Raw genomic sequence first — 24,751 nt, forward strand, 5'->3', positions numbered from 1 at the left:
CAAGCACAATACAAAGGAGTCACCGTGCGTGCTGCCATCCGCAACATCGCCGCCGTCGCTTGCGTCGGCGCCCTACTGAGCGCCTGCTCGACAGGCACAACCCCCGAAGCCACCCAGTCCGATGCGCCTTCTGCAGACCCCAACCAGGAGGTGACGCTGTCGGTCGCCACGTTCAACGAGTTCGGCTACGAAGAACTCTTTGAGGAGTACATGGCCGACAACCCGAACGTCACCATCGAGCACCGCAAGGCCGCTACCTCCAACGAGGCTCGCGACAACATGAACACCCGACTCGCCGCCGGCTCCGGCCTGGCCGACATCGAGGCGATCGAGGTCGACTGGCTCACCGAGCTCATGCAGTACTCCGACAAGTTCACCGACCTTGCCGACCCTGAGCTCGACGGCCGCTGGCTCGACTGGAAGGTCGAGGCGGTCACCACAGAAGACGGCAAGGTCATCGGCTACGGCACAGACGTCGGCCCCGAAGCCATCTGCTACCGCGCAGATCTCTTCGAGCAGGCCGGCTTCCCGACGGACCGCGAAGAAGTCGCCGACCTTCTCGAGGGCGACTGGGACACCTACTTCAACGTGGGCAAGGACTTCGTCGCCAACTCCGACGGCGTCGCCTGGTTCGACTCGGCGTCGGCCACCTTCCAGGGCATGGTCAACCAGGTCGAGAACCCCTTCGAGAACTCCGACGGCACGCCCATCCCGCTCGCCGAGAACGACGAGATCAAGTCCATCTACGACGACATCGCGACGGCTGCCGTCGACGACAACCTCTCGGCCGGCCTTGCCCAGTGGAGCGAGGACTGGACCAACGCCTTCCAGACCGACAAGTTCGCCACGATGCTGTGCCCCGGCTGGATGCTGGGCGTCATCGAGGGCAACGCCGAAGGCGTCGAGGGTTGGGACATCGCCAACGTCTTCCCCGGCGGCGGCGGCAACTGGGGCGGCTCGTACCTGACCGTCCCTGCGCAGAGCGAAAACCCGGAGCATGCCAAGAAGCTCGCCGCCTGGCTGACCGCCCCTGAGCAGCAGATCAAGGCCTTCGAGTCCAAGGGCACCTTCCCCTCGCAGGTCGAGGCGCTCGAAGACCCGGCCCTGCTGGACTCGACCAACGCGTTCTTCAACGACGCGCCCACCGGCCAGATCCTCGCGGACCGCGCCAACGCCATCGAAGTCCAGCCGTTCAAGGGCCCGAACTACTTCGCTTTGGCCCAGCTCGTGACCGACGCGCTGAACCGCCTCGACGTCGAGGGCACCGACGACGCCGCCAGCTCGTGGGACAAGGCCGTCGAGGCCTACGCCGCCCTCGGCCTCAGCTGAGCCCATCTAGGCGCTGAGCCGCCTGCGGGGTCGGGGGTCGCACCCCGACCCCCGACCCCGCACGCCCCGCCCCTGCCCGCGAGAGAGTCCCGCCATGAAAGAGCTCACCTGGCGCCAGCGCCTGAGCCGGTTCGACGTCAAAGCGTCGCCGTACCTGTACATCAGCCCCTTCTTCATCCTGTTCTTCATCGTCGGCCTCTTCCCGTTGGCCTACACAGCCTGGGTCTCGGTCCACGAGTGGCACCTCATCGGTGGCCAGGGCGACCTCGTCGGCTTCACCAACTACACCGACGTCGTGCAGCAGCCGAACTTCTACAAGGCACTGCGCAACACCTTCTCGATCTTCCTCCTCTCGTCCGTGCCGCAGGTGTTGGCCGCGATCGTCATCGCCTACCTGCTCGACACGAACCTCCGCGCCAAGACCTTCTGGCGGATGGGTGTCCTGCTGCCGTTCGTCGTCGCGCCCGTCGCGGTCTCACTCATCTTCGCCAAGATCTTCGCCGACCAGTCCGGGCTCGTGAACGCCGTCCTCGAACTCATGGGTGCCACCGGCATCGCCTGGCACGGTGATCCGTTCGCCGCCCACGTCGCCATCGCGACCATGGTCAACTTCCGCTGGACCGGCTACAACGCGCTGATCTTCCTCGCCGCCATGCAGGCCATTCCACGCGAGATCTACGAAGCCGCGATCGTCGACGGCGCGGCCAGATGGCGCACCTTCTTCTCCGTCACCGTCCCGATGCTGAGACCGACCATCATCTTCGTCGTCATCACGTCCACCATCGGCGGACTCCAGATCTTCGACGAGCCGCGCATGTTCGACACGCTCGGACAGGGCGGCGCAGACCGCCAGTGGATGACGCTCACGATGTACATCTACGAGCTCGGCTGGGGCGCGCAGAAGAACTTCGGCCGCGCGGCCGCCGTCTCCTGGCTGCTCTTCCTCATCATCGTGCTGGTCGGCGTCGTCAACTTCCTCATCACGCGCTCCATCGCGTCGTCCGCAAGCGGAAAGGCAGGCCGCTGATGTCCAGCCAGATGTCCTCACCCATGGCCCAGCAGCTGGCGGGCAAGGGCGCCGCCAAGGCGATCCGCCGTCGCCTGCACGGCGTCGACAAGAGGCCCGGCTGGCGCACCTACCTCGCGCTGGCCGTGGTCCTCATCATCTCGATCTACCCCATCTACTTCACGGTGCTGCTGGCCTCCTCCAACGCCGCCGACATCGCACGCAACCCGATCCCGTCGATGCTCCCCGCCGGCGAGTTGATGGACAACATCAGCCGCGTGGTGCGCTCCGACATCCAGTTCTGGACCGCGCTGCGCAACTCGATCATCGTCTCCACGATCACCGCCGTCTCCGTCGTGTTCTTCTCGACGCTCGCCGGGTACTCGTTCGCCAAGCTGCGGTTCCGCGGCAGCAACGGGCTGCTCGTCTTCGTCATCGCGACGATGGCGGTACCGACCCAGCTCAGCATCGTGCCGATGTTCATCCTGATGTCCGAGCTGGACTGGGTGGGCAAGCTCCAGGCCGTGATCGTGCCGGGCATGGTCACCGCGTTCGGAGTGTTCTGGATGACCCAGTACCTGCGCGAGGCCCTGCCGTTCGAGCTCATCGAGGCCGCCCGCGTCGACGGCGCGTCCATGATCCGCACGTTCTGGTCGATCGCGCTGCCCGCCGCCCGGCCGGCCGCCGCGATGCTGGGGCTGTTCACCTTCGTCGGCGCGTGGACCAACTTCTTCTGGCCCTTCATCATTCTCGGGTCGGCCAATCCGACCCTCCCCGTGGCGCTGCAACTCCTGCAGGCCTCGTATTTCAAGGATTACTCGCTCATCATGGCCGGCGTCGTCGTCGCCACGCTGCCGCTGGTTCTCCTCTTCGTCGTCGCCGGACGCCAACTTGTGGCCGGCATTATGCAAGGAGCAGTCAAGGGATGACCACCTACCAATTTCCTCAGGGATTCCTCTGGGGCAGCGCCACGGCTGCCTACCAGATTGAAGGCGCCGCGCATGAGGACGGCCGCCGCGACTCCATCTGGGACGTGTTCTGCCGCGAGCCGGGAACGGTCGCGGGTGGCGACGACGGCTCGGTGGCGTGCGACCACTACCACCGCATGCCCACCGATGTCGCGATGATGGCCGAACTGGGCCTGCAGTCCTACCGGTTCTCGACGTCGTGGTCACGGGTGCGGCCCGACGACGCCGAGTTCAACCCCAAGGGCCTGGATTTCTACTCGCGTCTGGTCGACGAGCTGCTCGGCCACGGCATCACGCCGTGGGTGACCCTCTACCACTGGGATCTCCCGGCCGCGCTCCAGGCCAAGGGCGGCTGGACCAACCGCGACACCGCCTACCGTTTCGTCGAGTACGCCGAAGCGATGCACGGCGCGATCGGCGATCGGGTCGACGTCTGGACCACGCTCAACGAGCCCTGGTGCTCGTCGTTCCTGTCCTACGCGTGCGGTGAGCATGCCCCCGGGCACGCCGACCGCACGGAGGGGCTCCACGCCGGCCACCACCTTCTGCTGGCCCACGGGCTGGCGACGGCCCGGCTGCGCGAGCTGGCGCCGTCGGCCACTCTGGGCATCACCCTCAACCACACGGTGCCGGATCCGGTGGACCCGTCGTCGGAGACCGATCAGGAGGCCGCTCGCCGCATCGACGGGATCTTCAACCGGTTCTTCCTGGACCCGATCTTCCGCGGGTCTTACCCCGAGGATGTTCTGCGCGACATCGCCGGCCTCGGGCTGGACGAGGTGGTCAAGCCCGGCGACCTCGAGCTCATCGCAGCCCCGATCGATGTGCTGGGCGTGAACTACTACCACGGCTCGGCCGTCACCGGCACCCCATCGTCGGACTACGCGCCGGCGGTGCTGCCAGACGGCCGCGTGCGCGGCAACCCGAACATCGGGTCCGAGTGGGTCACGTTCCAGCCCAGAGACCTCCCCGTCACCGATCAGGGGTGGGAGATCCAGCCCGAGGGACTCACCCGGCTGCTGGTGCGCCTGCATGAGGAGTACACCGGACCCGCCGGCGTGGCGCTCTACGTCACGGAGAACGGGGCCGCCATGCCCGACCTCGTCGACGAGAACGGCTTCGTCGACGACCAGGATCGGGTCTCGTTCGTCCGCGACCACCTCATCGCCGTCCACGACGCGATCGAGAAGGGCGTCGATGTGCGCGGGTACTTCGTGTGGTCGCTCATGGACAACTTCGAGTGGGCATGGGGCTACGACAAGAGATTCGGTATCGTCCGGGTCGACTACGCAACTCAGAAACGCACGCCCAAGGCGTCGGCTCTGTTCTTCCGCGACGCCGCGCGGGATAATGCGGTCGAGGGGGGCTGACATAAGCATGATCCGTCCGACGCTCGAGGACGTCGCGCGCTACGCCGGCGTCTCCCGGGCAACCGTGTCGCGGGTGGTGAGGCGCGACCCGAACGTCGCCTCGGAAACCGTGACCAAGGTCGACGCGGCCGTCGCCGAGTTGGGCTACGTGCCCAACGGCGCGGCGCGGTCGCTGGCCACCGGACGGTCCAACACCCTGGCGATGGTGGTGCCCGAGCCCGATACGCGCGTCTTTTCGGATCCCTTCTTCGGCCTGGCCGTAGCGGGGATCAACGCGGGGCTGGCTGGCACTGACATGCAACTGGTGATGGTGTTCGCGTCCCGGACCGACCGGGCGGGCGCCGTCGTCGACTTCCTGCTGGAGGGCCGGGTGGCGGGCGCGATCATCGTGTCCCACCACCGCTCCGACGGACTGGTCGCGGCCAGCCTGGCGCTGCCCATTCCGACCGTGTTCCTCGGCGCCCCCCTGCTGCCGCCGGGTTACGACAAGACGCCCTACTACGTCGATACCGACAACTACGGCGGCGCGCGGTTGGCGGCGGAGCGGATGGTGGAGATGGGCGTCCGCCGACCAGCCACGGTCGCTGGACCGCGGGACATGGCCGCCGCACTGGACCGTCTTCACGGCTGGTGCGAGACGTTGGAGCAGGCTGGGCTCGAGGTCGCCGTCGCGCACGGGGACTACACCCGGGCGTCGGGCGCGCGCGCCGCGGCCCAGCTCCTCGACGCCGACCCCACGATCGACGGCATCTTCGCGGCGTCCGACCTGATGGCCCAGGGCGTGTTGGACACGCTCCGCGAGAGGGGTATCCGCATCGGCGATGAGGTGAAGGTGATCGGTTTCGACGACTTCGAGGCCGCTTCGCAGACCGTCCCGCCGCTGACGACGGTCGTCAACCCCGCCGTCGAGCTGGGCAGGCAGGCCACCGTCATGGTGCTGAATCTGGTCAAGGGCCGCGAAACCCCCTCCCCCGTCATGCTCCCGGTGGAACTCCACATCCGCGCCTCCGGCTGAGCCCCCACCCCAAGCTCCCTGAGCAGCTCGCGAGGAACGAGCGAGCGTCCGTCGAAGGGTAACGACCCCGCCACCTACCGTCGCCCCTGACCACTAAGGGCGACCACAGTCACGGCTTCGACCCTTCGTCGAGGTCACAAGATCGCCGATCAGTGTGGACGTAGAATTCGATGCCTGGCAGCATCGTCGGCTGACCGAAGGATCGTGATCATGGCCATAACGAGTATCAACCCTGCGACCGGTGAGCTCCTCCGCGAGTTCCCGCCCCACTCCCCTGAAGACGTCCGGGACCGCATCGAGCAAGCGCAACGGGCCTTCCTCAAGATGAAGGACACCGACTTTGAGACCCGCGCGGCCTGGATGCGGAAGGCCGCCGACCTCATGGAGGCCGACGTCGACGAGCTGGGCAAGACCCTCACCCTCGAGATGGGCAAGACCTTCGAACAGGCCCGCGCCGAGATCCTGAAATCAGCCAAGGTGATGCGCTTCTACGCCGACAGGGCCGCCGAGTTCCTGGCGCCCGAGGAACTGGACGACCCCAGCTCCGTGGGAGCGAAGAAGGCGTACACCGTGTACGAACCGATGGGTGTCATCCTGGCCGTCATGCCGTGGAACTATCCCATCTGGCAGGTGGTCCGATTTGCGGCCCCAACGCTGATGGCGGGCAACGCCGCCCTGCTCAAGCACGCGTCCAACGTGCCTCAGGCCGCGCTGTACCTCGACGAGATCTTCCTCCGCGGCGGCTTCCCCGAGGGCGCCTTCCGATCGCTGCTCATCAGCTCATCCGCGGTCGAGGGCGTCATCCGGGACCGCCGGGTCGCGGCCGTGACTCTGACTGGTTCCGAACCGGCCGGCCGCTCGGTCGCGGCGATCGCCGGTTCGGAGGTGAAGCACTCGGTGCTGGAACTCGGCGGTTCGGACCCGTTTATCGTGATGCCGACGGCGGACCTCGACGAAGCCGCCTCCATGGCCGTCAAGTCGCGCACCATCAACAACGGCCAGGCCTGCATCAACGCGAAGCGGTTCATCGTCCACGCCGACGTGTACGACGAGTTCATGGAGCGGTTCAACAGGCAAATGGCCGATCTCAAGGTCGGTGACCCTATGAATCCCGGCACGGACATCGGGCCGCTGGCCACGTCGTCGGGGCGTGAGGATCTGATCGAACTGGTCGAGGATGCCCGGTCCAAGGGCGCGGACATCCCGGTGGGCGGCACCGTTCCCGACGGGCCGGGCTGGTTCTACCCGCCGACAGTGGTCACGGGTGTGACGCCCGACATGCGGCTCTACGCCGAGGAGGCCTTCGGACCCGTGGCCGCCGTCCTGCAGGCCGCCGACGCCGCAGAGGCAGTGCGCATCGCCAACGACACCACGTTCGGGCTGAGCTCGGCGGTGTGGACGAACAGCGACGATGACGTCGAGTTCTTCACCCGCAGCCTGGACGCAGGTGCCGTGTTCGTCAACGGTATGTCCGTGTCCTACCCGGAGCTCCCGTTCGGCGGAGTCAAGGACTCCGGCATCGGCCGGGAACTGTCCGCCGAGGGCATCCGAGCCTTCTGCAACGTCAAGTCAGTGTGGCGCAACTGAGCCCTGGTGGGATTCAGCGGAACGAGCCGAGGCAAGCTCGGTATTCTCGAGCGGAATAGTGCCCGACCCATCTGAGAAGAGGCTCCTCGTGATCCGACACGTCGTGATGTTCAAGTTCAAGGCTGACGAAGCCCCCACGCGCGGGGAGGTTGCCAACCGTCTGCGCGCCGTCCTGGAGCCGCTGGCCGACAGTGTCGACGGGGTCACCTCACTGCAGTTCGGCGTGGACGACAAGGACATCCCGGCGCACTGGGACGCTGTGCTCATCTCCGAACACACGACCAAGGAAGCGCTCGCTGCCTACCAGCAGCACCCTGATCACCTCGAGGCGCTCAAGGTGATCAACGATCTCGTCTCGACCAAGGTTGTGGTCGACTACACCCTCTAGGGGCCGCGGGGATCTGCGCGTTCCTTCGCGTGCCTGATGCCCAGGAGTGCGGTCGGGCGTGTGATTGAATACAGGTCAGTATCCGCCTTGGGGGAGGTTTCGTGTCCTATGAACTGGGCTCGGGCAATGAGCTCGGCCGTCGGCTCCGCGCCGCTCGAGAGGTCCAGAACAGAAGCTTGAGGTCCTTGGCTGCCGCCATAGGGGTCTCGCCCAGCCTGATGTCGCAGGTGGAGACTGGCCGCACGTTGCCGTCCTTGACCACTCTCTACGCGCTTGTCACCGAACTCGGCATCTCCTTCGATGCCCTCTTGGGTAGAGAGGCCCCCGGATCGCCCCCTCCGGCACCCGCACCCGTCTACAGACGCCGCGAAGAGTTCAAGCACCAGGCCGAGGCGGAAGGCCGTGCCATCGACATGGACAACGGAGTGAGGTGGGAACGCCTGTCGGTCTTCGAGGGCACCGACGTGGAGGCGCTCCGGGCCACCTACCAGCCGGGGGCGTCGAGCTCGGTTGAGGGGAAGTTCATGTACCACTACGGCAATGAGCACCTCTACCTCATCAGCGGCGAGCTAACGCTCCACCTGGACTTGGACCGCCACACGATCCACGCCGGCGATTCGGTGGTGTTCAACGCCGAACGACCGCACCTCTTCGTCAACGCCAGCGACGAACCAGCCGTCGGCGTCTGGTACATCTTTGGCCGTGAGGCAGCCGCCCGTGCTGCATTGGGATCGCACCACCAGCTCGCGGCCCCACCGTCGGACGGGAAGGTCCACGACGCCCTCGACGTGCTGCACAACTTCCGCACCTCCTGATCGGACGAGCGAGCGTTAACCCGCTCCCTGAGCAGTGACGAGCGCACAGCGCGGAACGTCCGTCGAAGGGTGGTCCCTGAGCAGCTCGCGAGGAACGAGCGAGCGTCCGTCGAAGGGTAACGACCTACCACCTACCGCCGCCCCCCAACCCTCGGGCGGCCACCACACGCACGGCCCCAACCCTTCGACAAGCTCAACGAACAAGAATGACGATGGCAGGGACCAATCACATGCTCGCGATCAATCCGGGCGCAGGACGGCGAAGGGGTCGGTGACCACCAAGGTGCGGTCGACGAACCGGAACACCTGGGCCGGTCGACCCCCCTTACTGCCAACCGGGTGCTTCGCACCCGTCGCCTCCAACTGACCGCGTCGAGTCAGGATCCGCTGGAGGTTCGTCGCCGAGACGTCGTGTCCCAAGGCGGCGACGTAAACCTCCCGCAACTCCCCGATCGTGAACTCATCAGGGGCGAGCGCGAAGCCCAGGTTCGTGTACGACAGCTTGGCCCGGAGCCGCTCGATGGCGCGCGCCACGACCGCGGCGTGATCGAACCCCATCGCGGGCAGTTCATCGACGTCGAACCAGCCGGCACCGTCGGGGAGATGCGGCTCGTTCGACGCCTGCATCAGCCCCAGATAGCCCGTGCCGATGGTGCGCTGGGCGGGGTCGCGGTGCGGATCCGACTGCGTCCCCAGCTGCTCGAGGTGGGCCAGGCCGGCGACGTCGACCTTCGCGGCCAGGTGTCGCAGCACCGCCTGATCCAGCGTCTCCTCGGGCTCCACCGCACCGCTCGGCAGGGTGTGCAGACCGGCGAACGGCGGACTGACCCGCGTGCTGAGCAGCACGGCCAGTCGACCGTCGGTCACCCGCAGGACGGCGCAGATCGCCTCGTGCCGGTACCTCGCAATACCAGCGGAATCGCGCACCACCGGCTCCACCTGCGCACCCGTCTCCTGGGCGCCGCCTATCCGGGCAGCGGGCTCGGAAGGAGACGTGGTCATACCGGCATGCTACAGTTCAACCAGTTTTCGCCTGCTAGGCGTAAACCTAGTTAGGAGCATCTCGTGACCCTCACCACCGACCGTCGCCCAGCCGTCGCCCCGCGGACGTCTTGGCAGGAGCGCGTACTCCGCCTGGCCGAGCAGCGGGGCGCCGTGATCCTCGCTCACAACTACCAGTCCCCCGAGATCCAGGACGTCGCCCACCATGTCGGGGACTCGCTCGCGCTCTCCCGCATCGCGCACGCCTCGGACGCAGAGACGATCGTCTTCGCCGGGGTCCACTTCATGGCCGAGACCGCGAAGATCCTCTCGCCAGAGAAGCGCGTCCTCATCCCCGACCAGAACGCCGGCTGCTCGCTCGCCGACACCATCGATGCCGACCAGCTCCGCGCCTGGAAGGCCGAGCATCCCGGCGCGGCGGTGGTCAGCTACGTCAACACAACCGCAGAGGTCAAGGCGGAGACCGACGTCTGCTGCACGAGCTCCAACGCCGTCGACGTCGTGCGCTCAATCCCGGAGGACCGCGAGATTCTGTTCCTCCCCGACCAGTTCCTCGGCGCCCATGTGCGGCGGGCCACAGGCCGGAACAACATCCACGTCTGGCTGGGTGAGTGCCACGTCCACGCCGACATCTCCCCCTCCGGACTCACCGACGCCGTGCGCGCCAACCCCGACGCCGACCTCTACGTCCACCCCGAGTGCGGCTGCACCACGTCCGCCCTCTGGCTTGCGGAATCGGGCAAGCTCCCAGGTGCCCGGGCGAAGATCCTCTCCACAGGTGGGATGCTGGACGCGGCGCGGCGCGAGACCGCCTCGAAGGTTCTGGTCGCAACGGAGATCGGGATGCTGCACCAGCTGCGCAAGGCCAATCCGACCACCGACTTCCAGCCGGTCAATCCCGAGGCCGCGTGCCCGTTCATGAAACTCATCACACCCGAGAAGCTCGATGCGTGCCTGGGCGACTCCGCCGCCACCACGCAGTACGAGGTGCACGTGGCACCGGACGTCGCCCTGAAAGCGCGCCGGGCCGTCGAGCGGATGATCGAGATCGGCCAGCCAGGGCGAGGCGAGTGATGGAGCTCCGAGTCGCGCCGGTGGCGTGGGCACGACGCACCGATGTCGTCGTCGTCGGCACGGGCGCCGCCGGTCTGTCCGCGCTCCTCCCGCTGGTGGCTGCAGGCGTCGACTGCGTGGCGGTCACCCGGGGCGATCCCACCGATTCGGCGACGGCGTGGGCGCAGGGCGGGCTGGCCGCGGTCTGGGAGCAGTCCGACAGCGTGGACTCCCACGTCGTCGACACCCTCGACGCGGGCGCCGGGCTCTGCGATCCGGTCGCGGTCGCCGACCTCGTCGCCTCCGCTCCGGACGCCGTCTTGCGCCTCATCGAGCTGGGGGCAGCGTTCGACCGCGCAACCGACGGCACGTACGACCTCCACCTCGAGGGCGGGCACTCGCACCGTCGCATCCTCCATACCGACGACGCGACCGGCGCCGAGGTCGAACGCGCGCTCTGGGCAGCGCTCCAGCGCGCCACGGCTGGGACCGTCCTCCTCCCCCACACCCGGCTCGTCGACGTAATGACCGACGACGCCGGTTCGGCCTGCGGCGTCCGCGTCCTCGACGGAACAGGCCGGATCGGCGAGGTGCGCGCCGACGCCGTCGTGCTGGCCACGGGCGGGCTCGGCCAGCTGTGGCCGGTCACCACAAACCCGTCGATCGCCACCGCCGACGGCCTGGCAGCGGCCCTCCGCGCCGGCGCCGCGGCCCGCGACCTCGAGTTCATCCAGTTCCACCCGACAGTGCTGGCAGAGCGGGACGCCGACGGCCGCGGCGTGCTGCTGAGTGAGGCGCTGAGGGGTGAGGGCGCCGTCTTGGTGGACCGGTCAGGACGACGCGTCATGGACCGCGTCCACCCGCTCGGAGACCTCGCACCGCGCGACGTTGTGTCCGCCGCGATCATGGCCCACCTCGCGGACTCGGGCGACGACCACGTCTTCCTCGACCTGACCGCCCTCGGCGCTACCCGGCTCCAGCGCTCTTTCCCCGGCATCACCCGACTGTGCCGGGAGCGCGGGTACGACCCGGCCACCTCGCCGGTGCCGGTGCTGCCAGCGGCGCACTACTCCTGCGGCGGGATCGCGGCCGACCTGTGGGGGCGAACGTCAGTCCCAGGGCTGTTCGCCGTCGGAGAGGTCGCCGGCACCGGCGTGCACGGAGCCAACCGGTTGGCGTCCAACTCGCTGACCGAGGCGCTCGTCGCGGGCCACCGGGTGGGCGACCTGCTGTCCGGAGCGCTCCCCCGGCCCGGCGCCCCGTCGGCTCGCGCCGTAGTCTCGACGGCCGACCCGTCCCACCTCCCCGCGCTCCAGACCGCCATGCAAGAGCACGTGTTCGTTGCGCGCAGCGGCGGCGGCCTTGCCGACGCGTTGGCGTCGTTGGCGGAGGTGCTCGGGAGCGGGACGGACCCCACGGGGCGCGCGGGGCACCGCGACCTGACCGCCACCAACCTGACCCTTGCCGCCCAGGCCATCACGGCGGCGGCAGCCCTGCGCACGGAATCGCGCGGCTGCCATCGACGCGTCGACCACCCAACGCCAGCCCCAGCCTGGGAGAGGCGAATCGTGATCACCCTCGCCGACGGCCGACTACGGCTGTCCAACGCACCGCTCACCCACACCGAAAGGACCGCCGCATGAGCGTGGAGCGCCTCATCGACACCGCCCTCGACGAAGACCTCGCGCTGGGCCCCGACGTCACGACGCTGTCCACCGTGCCGCCGGACGCCGTCGGGACCGCCGACGTCGTGGCCAGGCAGGCCGGTGTGGTCGCGGGCGTCAACGTCGCCGTCGCGGTGGCGAGGCAGGCCGGTCGGCGGCTCGGTGTGGAGCTGGAGGCCGCGGTCGTGCGCAACGACGGCGACCGCGTCGCCCCCGGCGACGTCGTCCTTACGGTGTCCGGACCCGTCCGAGGGATCCTCACCGCGGAGCGGACGTTGTTGAACTTTCTCGGTCAGCTCTCGGGCGTCGCGACGGCCACCCGCCAGTGGGCCGATGCCCTCGCCGGGACAACCGCGCGGGTGCGCGACACCCGCAAGACGGTGCCCGGGATGCGCGCCCTCCAGAAGGCAGCCGTCGTCGCGGGCGGCGGCGTCAACCACAGGATGGCACTTGGCGATGCGGCTCTCATCAAGGACAACCACGTGGCGGCGGCCGGGTCGGTCGGGGCCGCGTTCCGGGCGGTGCGCGCGGCGTCGCCGGCGATCCCGATCGAGGTGGAGTGCGACACGGTCGGCCAGGTGCGCGAGGCGGTCGCTGCTGGGGCCGACCTCATCCTGCTGGACAACATGACGCTCGACGAGCTCCGCGAGAGCGTCGCGATCTGCCGCGACGCTGGCGTCCGGACCGAGGCGAGCGGTGGTCTGACGCTGGCCGACGCCGCGCAGGTGGCGGCGACGGGCGTCGACTTCATCGCCGTCGGCGCCCTCACCCACTCCGCCCCGGTGCTCGACCTCGGCCTCGACCTCATCACCGGGTCACCTGAGCGTTTCCCTGAGTAGGGCGCGAGGAACGAGCGCCCGTATCGAAGGGCTCCCCGCACCTCCTCGCTCACCCGGGATGGCGGTTGGTGGCCGAGCCCTTCGATACGCGACCGTTCGTCCCTCACGGCCGCTACTCAGGGAGACGTTGGTGACGGGGAGGAACGCGGTGGTCTGCGGCCGCAGGGTGTCGCCATGGGTCGAACTGGTCGACCCTGAGCTGAGGACCTTCGTGCGGGGGTGGGCCCTAGTCAAGCCCTTCCCATCCGTGCGAGCATCGGTAGGGTCGATCACGACGCAACTCGAAGGAGCACCGATGAATGACCGACTCAAGCAACTCAGCCAGGCTGGCGTCTCCATCTGGCTCGACGACCTCTCCCGCGACAGGCTCACCTCCGGCAACCTCGCCGAACTGATCGCCGAGAAGTCGGTGGTCGGCGTCACCACGAACCCGTCGATCTTCGCCGCCGCCCTCTCCGACGGCGACGCCTACGCCGAGCAGCTGGCGGGGATGAGCGACGTCGCCGACGCCATCACCCAGGCCACTACGACCGACGTCCGCGACGCCTGCGACCTGTTCGCCGACATCTACGCGGCCACGGACGGCTACGACGGCCGCGTCTCGATCGAGGTTGAGCCGTCGTTGGCGCACGACACCGAGCAGACGGTGGCGCAGGCGGCCCAGCTCCACGACCTCGTCGACCGGGAAAACGTGCTCATCAAGATCCCCGCCACCAAGGCAGGACTCCCCGCCATCACGCAGACCATCGCGCGGGGCATCTCGGTCAACGTCACGCTGATCTTTGCCGTCGAGCGCTACCACGAGGTGATGGAGGCCTACCTCGACGGGCTCGAGCAGGCCGACGCGGCCGGGCTCGACCTCTCCACGATCCACTCCGTGGCCTCGATCTTCATCTCCCGCATCGACGCCGAGGTGGACAAGCGACTCGACGATCTCGGCCGGGCCGACCTCAAGGGGAAGGCCGCCATCGCCAACGCGCAGGTGGCGCTGGCCGACTTCCAGGAGGTGTTCTCGTCCGACCGGTTCAAGGCGCTGAAGGCGAAGGGCGCCAACTACCAGCGTCCGCTCTGGGCCTCGACGTCCACAAAGGACCCGGCGCTGCCCGACACCCTCTACGTCTCGGAACTGATCGCCGACGGCGTCGTCAACACGATGCCGGAGAAGACGCTCGAGGCCTTCGCCGACCACGGCGAGGTGGGCAAGTCCATGGAGCGCACGGCCCAGGAGGGGGTGCGCACTCTCGCCGAGATCGCCGAGGCCGGGGTGGACTTCGACGACGTGTTCCGGGTGCTGGAGGAGGAGGGCGTGCAGAAGTTCGCCGACAGCTGGACGGAACTGCAGGCCACCGTCAGGACCGCGCTGGACGGCTGACGTCGGCGCCCGGAATGATCCTCATCGACCCGCCGCGGTGGCCGGCCCACGGCACGGTTTTCGGGCATCTCGTCTCGGACGAGTCGCTGGAGGAGCTGCACGCCTTCGCCCGGTCCAACGCCGTCCCCGAGCGCGCGTTCGACCGTGACCACTACGACGTGCCGATCGTTCGGTACGACGATCTGGTGGCGGCCGGCGCGCAGCCCGTGGGCGAGAAGGAACTGGTGCGACGGCTCATCGCGAGCGGGCTCAGGGTGCGCCGCCGAATCCCACCCCCGCAGCAATCGCCCTGAGTAAGGTGGAGGTAGAGATCAAGGAGGAACCCATGGACATCCGTGACAACGGACCCAACCCGAACGCGTTCGATCTGGAGACCGCCACCGTCGAGAACCGCTTCTACCGCCAGGTTGCCTGGACCGGGAAGTATCTTCAGGTGACGCTGATGTCGATTCCGGTTGGGGAGTCGATCGGCCTCGAGGTGCACCCGGACACCGACCAGTTCGTCCGCCTGGACGCGGGCAAGGGTAAGGCCGTGATGGGCCCCGAGAAGGACGACCTCAACTGGTCGCAGGATGTCTCCGACGGCTGGTCCGTGCAGGTGCCCGCCGGCATGTGGCACGACATCACCAACACCGGCGACGAGCCGATGCGTCTGTACGTCATCTACGCCCCGTCGCACCACGCCCCCGGCAAGGTCCACCCGACCCGGGCGGAATCCGAGGCCGACGAAGAGTCGGGCGCGGACGAGCCGCCGGAGTGGACGCACCAGCCGGAGTGACGCCGTTTCCTCGTCTCCCTGAGTAGCGGCCAGTACGTCTCCCTGAGTAGCGGCCGTGAGGAACGAACGGCCGTGTATCGAAGGGCCCCGCAACAAGACCGCAGAACCCCAGTCAGCGGAACCCCACGGGACGCCCCTCGATACGGTCGCTCGTACCTCGCTCCCTACTCGGGGAGACGGAACCCACGGTCGCTCGTCCCTCGCAGTACCTCAACTGAAGCGGACGATGTTGTTGAACCTCTCCCTCAGCACAAACCTCGGCCCTGTGGGCGTGGCTTCCAGCACCTTCGTCGTCACGTAGGAGCGGCAGCCGTTACCCCCAGACGTCGGAGTGTTGCATTCCGTCCTCCAACGACGCCCATCCGTGTCAGTCCAGGAGCCAGTGATCGCGAGCGGGTTGCCGACCCATAGACGCTTGGGCGAAGCCACGTAGGTCAGGTTGTTGAACACCCAGCCGTTGCTCGTGACGTAGTGGTTCCCGACCCGTTCGATCGTCGTGGCCCAGATGTAGGTCCAACACCGCGTCGTCTGCGAGTACGGCTCGCAGCGCGTGAACCATTGCCGTCCCCCGGAGTCGTGATAGCCGGGCGTCTCGTACAGATCCCTCGGCGGCGGGGTCCGCGCTTCGATCGTCCACGTGTGCTCCGCCACGCGCCCCGCACCGGCCTGTCCGATTGCCCGAACGACGAAGCGGTGGTCCCCGTCTCCGAGGTTGTGATAGCTGACGGGCGTGACGCAGGCCGTGAGTGGGCCGTCGTCTAGCGCGCACTCAAAGGTTGCCCCGGGCTGGTCCGCAGTGAAGGCGAACGTGGCCGTCCGGCTGCTGGTTACTGCATCGGGGGCCTGGGTGATGGTCGCCACGGGCGGCTCCGGCTGCTCGACGGCCAGGATCTCCACCTTCGCGGTGAACTCATCGGTTGAGTGGTTGCCGTCGTCGTCAGCCAGCTTCACAGCGAAGCTCCGGGAGTACGACTGTCCTCCAGTGCCGGAGATCTCCTCGCTGAACGTGCAGGTGTAGGACGCGAAGCCTTCGACCTGTTGGGGCACCTCACAGGTGCCCCTCCCCTGGAGCGAGCCAGCCGGGTCGGAGAGCGCCGTCATCGTCGCTGTCTCCTCGGAACCGTTGGTGACGCGCACCGTCCAGGTCACCGGTCCGCCCGGCTCGGCGACGCTGGTCGGCGTGACCGTGACGCTGAGTTGAGCGCTGGGCAGGAGGTCGCGCCATTCGACGGTGGCTTCGCCGGCGACGTCTCCCGCCCTCACGGCGATGGTGTCAGTGCCCGCGCTGCTGCCGGTGTAGCAAACCCGTGCATTCCCCTCACCATTCGTTGCTGCCTCGGCCATCAACGCTCCAGCGTTGGCCCCGGTGACTGTGGCGGTGACCGACACCCCCGTCATGGAGTAGCCCTCGGCGTCGAGCACGGTGGCCACCACGCAGGATTCATCCCCCACTTCGGCGGTCTGGGTATCGGGCGCGACCGACACAGCCGTTGGTACCGGTCCGGCGGGTGGACGCACCGTGACAGAGGCGACGGCGGACACTGACGTGAAGGTACCGTCGCTCGCCGCGAACGTGAACGAGTCCTCGCCGCTGAATCCTGGGTTCGGGGTGTACGTCACGCGGTTGCCAGTGACCTCTCCCAGCGTTCCGTTCAAGGGATGGGTGAGGATGGCGAACGACAAGGTGTCGCCGTCTTCGTCGGTGGCGGTGAGGACCAGTTCCACCGGCGTCTCATGATCAGTGCTCGCAGCTATATCGCTGGCCACGGGCGGTTGGCCGGGTATCTGCTGATCGGTCCACGTGCGCGCGGCCGACGCTGTCACAGCGCCCACCGACGCCACCAGTTCGTCGGTCCCCGACAGGTGGCCTTCGTAACAGAGCGACGCCGTACCGTCGTCGTCGGTCCAGCCGTACGCCTCCGTCGTATGCACGCCTGAGACCGCGAGATCCACGCGCACGCCGGAGAGGGGTTCGCCTGCACTGTTGAGCACGGTGGCGACCACGCAGTCAGTGGTTCCCACCTGCCGTTCGGCAGCTGCTGGGGAGAGCGAAAGTCGATCCACATCCGCCACTGGGGCCAGGGCGAGGCCACCGGGGTAGCCGTAGGACTCGTACGGGGCCCACCCGTAGGCGTAAACCGCGACCGGCCGGTCGGCGACGATGCGGTGCTGCCCGGAGCTGACCTCGACGGCGGCGGCCACATAACCGGACGACCCGACGGCCTCCCACAGCCCCTGCTCCACGATCGCCCCGTCGAGCCGGACCGTGCTCTGTGCGCCGTCCTTGATGACGAGGTTCAGATAATGCTTGTCGAAGCCCCGCAGGGACGCCACGGTGTATCGGTCCAGCCACTGCTCCTGCGGCGGGATCAGCATCATGAGCGGATCGCCCATCTGGCGGTCAGCCGTGGTGCCCCGGGCCAACTGGTTCACCATGGCCGGTTTGGAGGTCTCGATGAGGGTTCCAGAGGTTCGGAGCATCCTGTGGGCGAAGCCCGCACCGAGCGTCGCGACGAGCTCCCCGTCGACCCTCACCTCAGTCTCGTCGTCTCCGGCGAGCACATCGACGGGGTCTCCCCCCGTGCGCCCTTCCAGAGGCCAGGTCAGGAAACTGGTCCCCCAGGCCGAGGTGGGCCACATGGCTTCTACGAGGTGGTCACAGAACGTCACCTGGTCGGGAACCATCGCGCAGGGGGCGCCCGCGAGCACCTGAACGGGGACCTCGGCCTGGATGAGGGACCCCTGGATGTTGGAGGGATAGCCCGCCTTCCGGAACACCTCTCCCGCCTCTAGAGGCCCGATCACGCTCTCGACGCGCTGCGGATTGGTCACGGTGATCTCCGTGCCCGACTGCAGGGAGACGACTGAGAACTGCGTCGCGCCGCCGGGGACCCGGAGGTCGGTGCCCGCCACATCATCGGGCACCGCGAGGAACGCATCCGTGGATGAGGTTTCCTTGTTGACCCCGTAGACCGTGACCTCTTCACGCGCCTGCACGATCACCGCGAGCGGATCGACGGCGGTCCTGACAGTGTCCGTTCGCCCGTCCGGGTCGGGAAGGACATCGTCCGGCAGGCGGACCGTGGCGATACTCCCGGCCCCGACCACGAATTCCGCGCGGAACCCGATGCCGGGAACGGAGACCACGCCGGTGCTGTTCGCCTCGCCCGTGATGACGAGGTACTGCTCGGATCCCTCCTTGGACATGTTGGGGTCGAACGCCAGATGAAACGCCCGGCCCCGAGAGTCGGGCGTGACCCTGCCCAGCGCCCCGTCCTCCAGTACGAGAACCTGCACCTCAGCGGCGACGTCGGCTCCCTCGTCATCGGTCGCGGTGATCCGGACGGTCTTGCCACCGGGGGCCGACCAGGCGTGCGTGACGTGCTGGCCGGTCGCGGAGGTGCCGTCGCCCAGGTCCCAGGCGATGGTCAGTGGATCGCCGCCTGGGTCGAAGGCTCCCGCATGCAGCACCGACGGCTGGCCGGCTTCCACCACCACTGGAATGGCCGGGCCGAGCCGTGGCGGAAGATTGGTGAAGGTGACTGTGGCGACGTCCTCCCGCGACACCCCGTCCAGCGTGGCCCTGAATGTGACGGTTCTCGGCTCGTCTCCGGCGTAGCGGTGCCGGATCGGCGTGGAGCCGGTGACCAGCGTGCCGTCGCCCAGGTCCCACTCCCAATGGGCGCTGCTGCCGAAGGGCTGGAAAGGAGCCGAGCCTTCGAACGTGATCCAGGAGCCCTCCGGAACCTCCCTGTCGCCCCCGGCGCTCACGTCGAACGCCGCCACGTCGAGGTCCAACCAGGTGTTGGACTGGGCTCCGTCGTCGTCGATAGCGATGAGTTGGATCCGGTGTAGCCCTCCAGTGTCAAACACGTGGGGCAGGTAGGCGTCCTCCGTGTCCACCAGGACGCCGTCGCCCAGATCCCAGCGGTACGTCAGCACGTCGTCTCCCGGGTCCCTGCTGCTGGCCGAGTTGAGGGTGAGCTGCCGTCCGGTCACGTAGGGGCCGGACGTGACGCCGATCCGTGCCACGGGCGGCAGATTGCGAATCGTCATGGTCACCGTGTCCGAGGCTGCACGCCCCAGCGCATCCGTGACGGTCAACGTCACCTCGTACACACCATCGTCGAAGGTGACATAGGGCGAGGAGGCGCTCGACGTCCGGCCATCCCCAAAGTCCCAAAGGTACGTGAGCGGGCCAGCCCCCTCCGGGGCCCGGGCCGTGGCATAGAAGCTGATCGGGCCCTCGCCCAGATGCAGGTCGTCCCCCAGGTTCACGATCGGGCCGCCCGGCCATGGTCCGACGTCGACGGTGACGGTGGCAGTGCCGGAATATTGGAGACCATCACTGACCTGGTAGGTGAAGGTGATGACGCTTCCGGGCGCCGATTCTCCCGGGTCGAGGATGAGGTTGGGGGCGGTGCCGGTGATGCTGCCCGCGGTCGGACTCGAATGTGTCCAGGACAGGGTGTTGCCATCCGGATCGGAGCCGTCGAGCGTGATCGCCACGGGAGTGCCCGCCGGGGTGGTCACGGTCATGTCCGGCGCTGTCGGTGTCCGGTTCTCTCCGAGCACAGTGACGGTGAGGGTGGCCACGGGCGACCACTGCGCGCCGTCACTCACGCGGTAGGAAATCGTCTGCGCACCCAGGGGAGCACTCCACGAGACGGCCACCCGTGCCGACGCCGGATAGAAGGGGGTGACGGTGAAACCGGGCGGGACCTCCCCAACAACTTCCATGACCAACGGGGTCTGCGGGCCCGGTACCGGGTCGGTCGCCGGCAATGCGACAGTCGTGGTGGCTCCACGCGGAACGCTGACGGCCACGTCAGAGGCGACGGGGGCGGAGTCGGCCGCGACGATCGTGACCAGAATTGCGCCGCTACTCGTGTCCGTGCCATCGGACACGCGGTACTCGATGGACTCCTCGCCAACGACGCCTCTGTCGGCCGCGTACGTGCACGGGCCAGCAGGAGTGCAGGTGAGCGTTCCTCCCGCTGCCGCATCCGTGCCGTCGAGGGTCAATGGATCTCCGTCGTAATCGATGTCATTGGCCAACGGGTTGAACGACACCGAGTCTCCCAGTGCCACGTTGATGCGGTCGTCCACCGCACGGGGAGGGTCGTTCAGTTGCACAGTCAGCGTCTCATTGGTGGCGGTGGCTGACCCTCCCCAGGGTGTGGTCTCCGTGGTGGTCACCGTCACGGAGTACGCACCCGACTCCTCGAAGGCGCGTTCGACCTCTTGGCCGGTTGCGACATGGCCGTCGGAGAAGCGCCAGGTGTGCTCCACCGGGTCGCCGTCCGAGCTGGTTCCGGTAGCGGTGAGCCGCCAGGTGGCGGGGCTCTGGAACGACGCCGTGATCCCAGCGCTGGGCGGGGCGAGGTCTGTGGTGGAGACCGCGGCCGCGTTGCGCACGAACTCGTCGGTCGGCTCGATCGCGGCCTCGAAGGTTTCGGCCGCCTCCACGAGATACTGCGACAGCGGCACTCCGGGAGAGACGACGTCGAGGTCGAGGCCGAACCACGTGGCCGCGTTGGCGATCTGTTGGTCGGTCAGCCCCAACTCGCGGAGTTGTTGGGTCTCACCTTCGGTGAATCCTGAGGTGGTGACGCGCTCCGCCAGAGGCACGAGCGCCTCGAGAGTCGAGCCGTCCTCGAGCACTACGCCGGCCATCGCGCTGTCGGACGACGCGGCGGCGGCTCGTAGCGCGTCCGCGGTGGCACGCAGTTCCCGGATCAGAGATCTGCCGTACTCGGCGATCGCGCCGGCTTGCAGTCGTTGGCCAGAGAGGTCCTCAGCCAGCACGGCGCCCTGATACCTCTCGAAGGCGATGCGCGTGGCGATGCCGTACGCGGTCTGACGGTCGAGCGCGGCGACGAGGTCGTCGAGCACCGGCGAGCCGAGGGGATCAGGCTCGAGGAATGCCGGTGGTACGACGGTGTTGAGAATCGGATCCGGTGGATCGTTCGCGATGTCCAGGTGCATCTGCCGGACCATGCACGACATCATCTGGGCGATCTGCAGCGCAGCATCGTTGTACGACGGCAGCTCAATCCCGGCGAACCCCAGACCCAGACCGGTGGCGTAGCCGAGGAATCCGCCGCTGAGACTTCTCGAGCCGGCCGCCTCAAGCCCCAGACGTATCCCATCGCCATGGGTTTGGATGGTGCTCCCGGTCTCCTTCAGCGTGAGCGCGGTGCAGAGCAGCGAGGCGCCGGCGGTGGCATCCCCCGAGGCTGCCTTGAAGGCCTCAGCCTGCTGACGCCCGATCGTGGTGTCGCAATCGCTCTGGCAGGGCCCCACGGTGAACACGTCGGAGGTGTAGCCGGGCAGCCACCCCTCTTCGGTGGCCGACTCGGTGTGGAGACGGTATGTGCCCATCGGAAGGCTCGGTCCCTCCAAGAGTGTGAACAGGGTGCCGATGCCCACGATCGTGTTCGGTGTGCCCCAGGCCGGGTTCTCGCAGTCTCCGTTCCCCGTGGCCGCGATCACACAGACGCGGCCCCCGCGGGTATCGGTCGTGACCCAGGCGAACAGCGCGTCGGCCGTCGTGAAGTCTGCGTACAACTCACCGAATCCGTCCGCCGGGTTGGCGCTTGTCACCGCCCCCCGCGCCGGGGCGGTTCCCACCACCGCCAGGCCGATCGCCAGCAGGATCGCAACAAGAGCGGCCCAGATGCGTACCCAGGGAAAGATTCGAATAGACATGATTGCCCGTCCCCCTCAGACCTCGATGTCCTGGGGTAAGAATCCATCAGTCCAGGGGGTGAGTCAATGGTCGGCGATGAAAATCCCACCGCCGCAGCGACAACCGCTCAACTTGCAGTGACGCTCACCCGATGGTGCACCACGTGGGTCTCGCCCGGCTCCAGGCTGACGGCCGTCTGGACGCCCTCGTCAGCGACGGGATTACGCCCAGCGCTGGCCTCAGCGCCGAGATCGAAGGCGGACGTCACCGGCTCCACACCGAGGCACAGGTTCCGGCCGTTCCACGGCGGGTAGTCGCGACCACGGTTGCTGACCCACAAGAGACAGTGTTTGAGGACGGTCTGGTCCCATTCCAGCACCGTGGTGACGCCGTCGACGACCAGCCCAACCCTGCCCTCGACGACGTCGACCAGCTGAGCGAGGTCCTCCGAGCGACCCTCCCACGGCAGGCGCGTGAGGTCGGCGGTGCCGTCGACGCTGGGCGCCCGGGTCGGGTCGATGAACCGCTGGCCTGGGAGCAGCCGCGCCGTCGGCTCGGGGGGCTGGGGTGGGGTCAGGATGGCCGCGGCGTCGGGCAGCACCAGACGCGCCTCACCCACGCCGTCGGGTAGTCGAAACATCGGATGCAGACCGAGCGGCAGAGACGCGGGCTCCCGCATCTCGATGCTGTCGGCGAACTCGAGCGCGCCGTCGGCGCAGACCACCTCACGGGTCACCCGCTCCACGGGGTGGTCCTCGGGATAGGCGATCGACAGCACCGCCCGCTCGTCCGAGACGTCGAGCAGCTCCCACGCATGGTTGGCCGCGTAGCCGTGCCCGGGCATGCCGAACGGCACGCAGACGAAGTCTCCCCGGAGGTGGGCCAGCAGCGGGTCGCCCTGCCACTGACCCAGCCAGGGGGCTTCGTAAAGGGGGGATACGAAGCCCCCGCCCGCCTCGAAAGCTGCCGTCACCATTGCACCCTGCGGCGCGACCTCAGCGGTGACGCCCCGCCCCGAGAGCTTGATCAATTCAGCCCTCCTTGAGCCGGATGATGACGACCAGCGCGTGTGAGCCGTCCTCGTTGAGGTATTCGTGCTCCCCCATCCCCGCGGGGATGATGCAGGACTGGAATCGGTCAATACTGGTGGACCACTCCGGGTTCGACTTCGAGCGCACGGTGACACGCTTGCCCTCAGCCAACGTGGCGATGTGGACGAACTTGCCCTCGGTGTCGTTGACGGCCTCGTGCTCGAGGAAGATCCGCTCGATGTGGAACGGCATCTCCGGGAGGCTCGTGTACTGATCCTTGCGGAACTTACCGTCGCCGTCGACGGTGATCGGGCGCGCACGGTGGTGCGACCGCACCCGGTTTTCCCGGATCCACCTGTGGTTGTCGAACGAGTGGGCGGTGTGCATCTTCATGGGTTTGCCGGTCATCGTCTTCGTCTCGTCGTCCCACGTGGGTCGGGCGAAGTCGTAGGTGAAGAACGAGTACTCGGTGCCGGCGACCGACGGGCCGGTGTCGAGCTCCAGGATCATCTGGTTGCCGCCGTGTCCGTGGGTGGTGCCGGGCGGAATCAGGAAGAGGTCCCCGACGTTGGTGTCCCAGCGGCAGACGAAGTCCTGCCAGTTCGGGATCTCCTTGCGGTTCTCCGACTCGCGGCAAAGTCGCTCCCACTCCTCAAGGTCCGCGTCCTCCTTGTACCCCATCCAGGTGCTGGAACCCTTGTACGACTCGATGATGTAGTAGGTCTCGTAGCGACCCATGGGCTCGTTGAAATGCTCGCGAACGTAGTCAGTGCTCGGATGGTCGTGGATCGGCATGCTGGAGCGCTCGAACGGGACCGGCTTCGGGAAGTAGCCGTCGTCGAGCCACACCTGCAGCGGGAAAAGGTCGGGGTAGTTCTCGTGGACGTGCTTGCCGACGAGCTGCTCGGGCCTCTGCATGATGTTCTGGGTCGGCATGTTTAGCGGCACGTCGGGACCCAGGTTGACCAGGATGCTCAGCTCGATGCCCGCCAGCTCGTTCCACGCGTTGGCCTCGAGGCCGGGGACCTCCCAGAGGTCCTTGTAGCGGTAGGCGCCCCACGGCCCGGGCTGCAGAATCTTGACCTGCTTGATGGGGCGCTTGACGAGCTCGTCGATGACGAGGTTGTAGCCGTCGCGCTCCAGAGCGACCAGCGCGTCGGAGTGGACCGCGCTGACGTAGATGTCCATCGCCTCGAACGCGACCTTCTTCTGGCGGTACAGCAGGTAGAAGTCGTTGTAGTAGTACTTCTTCCAGAAGTAGTCCGTGGAGGCCTCCTCCGTGCCGAACGGGACGAGTTCGCCGCCCCACATCTGCCACAGCATCGGCTGCATCGTGAAGTCGGCGTACACGCGGGTGTCGTAGCTGCCCTCCAGATCCTTGACGCAGGCGCCGGGGCCGTAGACGACGATCGTCCCCGCGCCGTCGCCCAATTGCTTCTTCAGCTCCTCCACGGCCGAAGGGTCGAGGAGGTCTTCGAGCACGCCGTCGGAGTTGACCCAGCCGAACGACGGGTCGTCGGTCTCGTACGTCTTCTGGTAATCGGCGATCTCGTCCTGCGAGATGTAGAGCTGCGCCGAGGGCACCAGCGTGAGGCTGATTCCCTTTGCCTCGGCCGCGGCGGAGAGTGCTGCGGTGAGCGCCTTCCAGTCGACGCCGTACCATCCGTCGATGCCCATCCGAGAGCCCTCGCTCAGGGCCCCGGCAAGCTTGTCGATCACCGCCTCGGTGCCGAAGGCGGCGCGATCGAGGTGCTCGCTCGCCAGAGGGATGTCGTTGACCGCGTTGTCATAGAACTCGTACAGGGGCATGTCTGGGTCCTTTCGGGACGTGGGTGGATCTGGA

Annotated in this window: 18 protein-coding genes and 1 pseudogene; 15 read left to right on the plus strand and 4 right to left on the minus strand. The window is 67.6% G+C overall.

Features of this window, described 5'->3' with window-relative positions; all coding sequences use genetic code 11:
• Positions 1-24 precede the first annotated feature (24 nt).
• From RPIT_RS12635 to RPIT_RS12670, 9 genes and pseudogenes are all read left to right on the plus strand, one after another.
• Positions 25-1,329: an ABC transporter substrate-binding protein gene (locus tag RPIT_RS12635; RefSeq protein ID WP_226996267.1), complete on the plus strand. Its 1,305-nt coding sequence runs from the start codon at positions 25-27 to the stop codon at positions 1,327-1,329.
• Positions 1,330-1,423: 94 nt separating this feature from the next.
• Positions 1,424-2,356, plus strand: a complete 933-nt coding sequence (locus RPIT_RS12640) for a carbohydrate ABC transporter permease (RefSeq protein WP_077343772.1) — start codon at positions 1,424-1,426, stop codon at positions 2,354-2,356.
• Positions 2,356-3,264, plus strand: a complete 909-nt coding sequence (locus RPIT_RS12645; RefSeq protein WP_077343773.1) for a carbohydrate ABC transporter permease — start codon at positions 2,356-2,358, stop codon at positions 3,262-3,264. The genes RPIT_RS12640 and RPIT_RS12645 overlap by 1 nt, the downstream gene beginning before the upstream one ends.
• Positions 3,261-4,673, plus strand: a complete 1,413-nt coding sequence (locus RPIT_RS12650; RefSeq protein WP_077343774.1) for a GH1 family beta-glucosidase — start codon at positions 3,261-3,263, stop codon at positions 4,671-4,673. The genes RPIT_RS12645 and RPIT_RS12650 overlap by 4 nt, the downstream gene beginning before the upstream one ends.
• A 7-nt stretch (positions 4,674-4,680) precedes the next feature.
• On the plus strand, positions 4,681-5,688 hold the full coding sequence (locus RPIT_RS12655) for a LacI family DNA-binding transcriptional regulator (RefSeq protein ID WP_218121580.1): 1,008 nt from the start codon (positions 4,681-4,683) through the stop codon (positions 5,686-5,688).
• A 210-nt stretch (positions 5,689-5,898) separates the two neighbouring features.
• Positions 5,899-7,275, plus strand: a complete 1,377-nt coding sequence (locus RPIT_RS12660) for an NADP-dependent succinic semialdehyde dehydrogenase (protein ID WP_077343776.1) — start codon at positions 5,899-5,901, stop codon at positions 7,273-7,275.
• An 88-nt stretch (positions 7,276-7,363) separates the two neighbouring features.
• Positions 7,364-7,663, plus strand: coding sequence for a Dabb family protein (locus RPIT_RS12665; protein WP_077343777.1), 300 nt, complete (start codon positions 7,364-7,366; stop codon positions 7,661-7,663).
• Between the two features lie 101 nt (positions 7,664-7,764).
• Positions 7,765-7,908: pseudogene (locus tag RPIT_RS16185) on the plus strand (helix-turn-helix domain-containing protein); the annotation flags it as partial.
• A 9-nt stretch (positions 7,909-7,917) separates the two neighbouring features.
• Positions 7,918-8,478 carry a cupin domain-containing protein gene (locus RPIT_RS12670; RefSeq protein ID WP_335755106.1) on the plus strand — a complete coding sequence of 187 codons (561 nt, stop codon included), beginning with the start codon at positions 7,918-7,920 and terminating at the stop codon, positions 8,476-8,478.
• Between the two features lie 240 nt (positions 8,479-8,718).
• On the opposite strand, the gene RPIT_RS12675 is transcribed toward RPIT_RS12670, so the two are convergent.
• Positions 8,719-9,480 carry an NUDIX hydrolase gene (locus tag RPIT_RS12675; protein WP_077343779.1) on the minus strand — a complete coding sequence of 254 codons (762 nt, stop codon included), beginning with the start codon at positions 9,478-9,480 and terminating at the stop codon, positions 8,719-8,721.
• A 63-nt stretch (positions 9,481-9,543) separates the two neighbouring features.
• Between RPIT_RS12675 and nadA the strand changes: the two genes are divergently transcribed.
• From nadA to RPIT_RS12705, 6 genes are all read left to right on the plus strand, one after another.
• Positions 9,544-10,554, plus strand: coding sequence for a quinolinate synthase NadA (nadA, locus tag RPIT_RS12680; protein WP_077343780.1), 1,011 nt, complete (start codon positions 9,544-9,546; stop codon positions 10,552-10,554).
• Positions 10,554-12,176, plus strand: coding sequence for an L-aspartate oxidase (gene nadB, locus RPIT_RS12685; RefSeq protein WP_077343781.1), 1,623 nt, complete (start codon positions 10,554-10,556; stop codon positions 12,174-12,176). The genes nadA and nadB overlap by 1 nt, the downstream gene beginning before the upstream one ends.
• Complete coding sequence (gene nadC / locus RPIT_RS12690) at positions 12,173-13,036, plus strand: carboxylating nicotinate-nucleotide diphosphorylase (RefSeq protein ID WP_077343782.1); 864 nt, start codon at positions 12,173-12,175, stop codon at positions 13,034-13,036. The genes nadB and nadC overlap by 4 nt, the downstream gene beginning before the upstream one ends.
• 295 nt (positions 13,037-13,331) lie before the next feature.
• A complete protein-coding gene (gene tal, locus RPIT_RS12695) occupies positions 13,332-14,408 on the plus strand; it encodes a transaldolase (protein WP_077343783.1) in 1,077 nt (358 codons plus the stop codon).
• Between the two features lie 14 nt (positions 14,409-14,422).
• A complete protein-coding gene (locus RPIT_RS12700) occupies positions 14,423-14,701 on the plus strand; it encodes a DUF4031 domain-containing protein (protein WP_077343784.1) in 279 nt (92 codons plus the stop codon).
• Positions 14,702-14,733: 32 nt separating this feature from the next.
• Positions 14,734-15,186, plus strand: coding sequence for a cupin domain-containing protein (locus RPIT_RS12705; protein WP_077343785.1), 453 nt, complete (start codon positions 14,734-14,736; stop codon positions 15,184-15,186).
• Positions 15,187-15,396: 210 nt separating this feature from the next.
• Here the strand turns inward: RPIT_RS12705 and RPIT_RS12710 are convergent, their stop codons facing one another.
• From RPIT_RS12710 to RPIT_RS12720, 3 genes are all read right to left on the minus strand, one after another.
• A complete protein-coding gene (locus RPIT_RS12710) occupies positions 15,397-21,897 on the minus strand; it encodes a PKD domain-containing protein (protein WP_077343786.1) in 6,501 nt (2,166 codons plus the stop codon).
• Positions 21,898-22,004: 107 nt separating this feature from the next.
• Positions 22,005-22,907, minus strand: a complete 903-nt coding sequence (locus RPIT_RS12715) for an aldose epimerase family protein (protein ID WP_077343787.1) — start codon at positions 22,905-22,907, stop codon at positions 22,005-22,007.
• 1 nt (position 22,908) lies between these two features.
• Positions 22,909-24,717 carry a cupin domain-containing protein gene (locus RPIT_RS12720; protein WP_077343788.1) on the minus strand — a complete coding sequence of 603 codons (1,809 nt, stop codon included), beginning with the start codon at positions 24,715-24,717 and terminating at the stop codon, positions 22,909-22,911.
• Positions 24,718-24,751: the final 34 nt, after the last annotated feature.

This window comes from Tessaracoccus flavus, from assembly GCF_001997295.1.
GTDB classification, from domain to species: Bacteria; Actinomycetota; Actinomycetes; order Propionibacteriales; family Propionibacteriaceae; genus Arachnia; species Arachnia flava.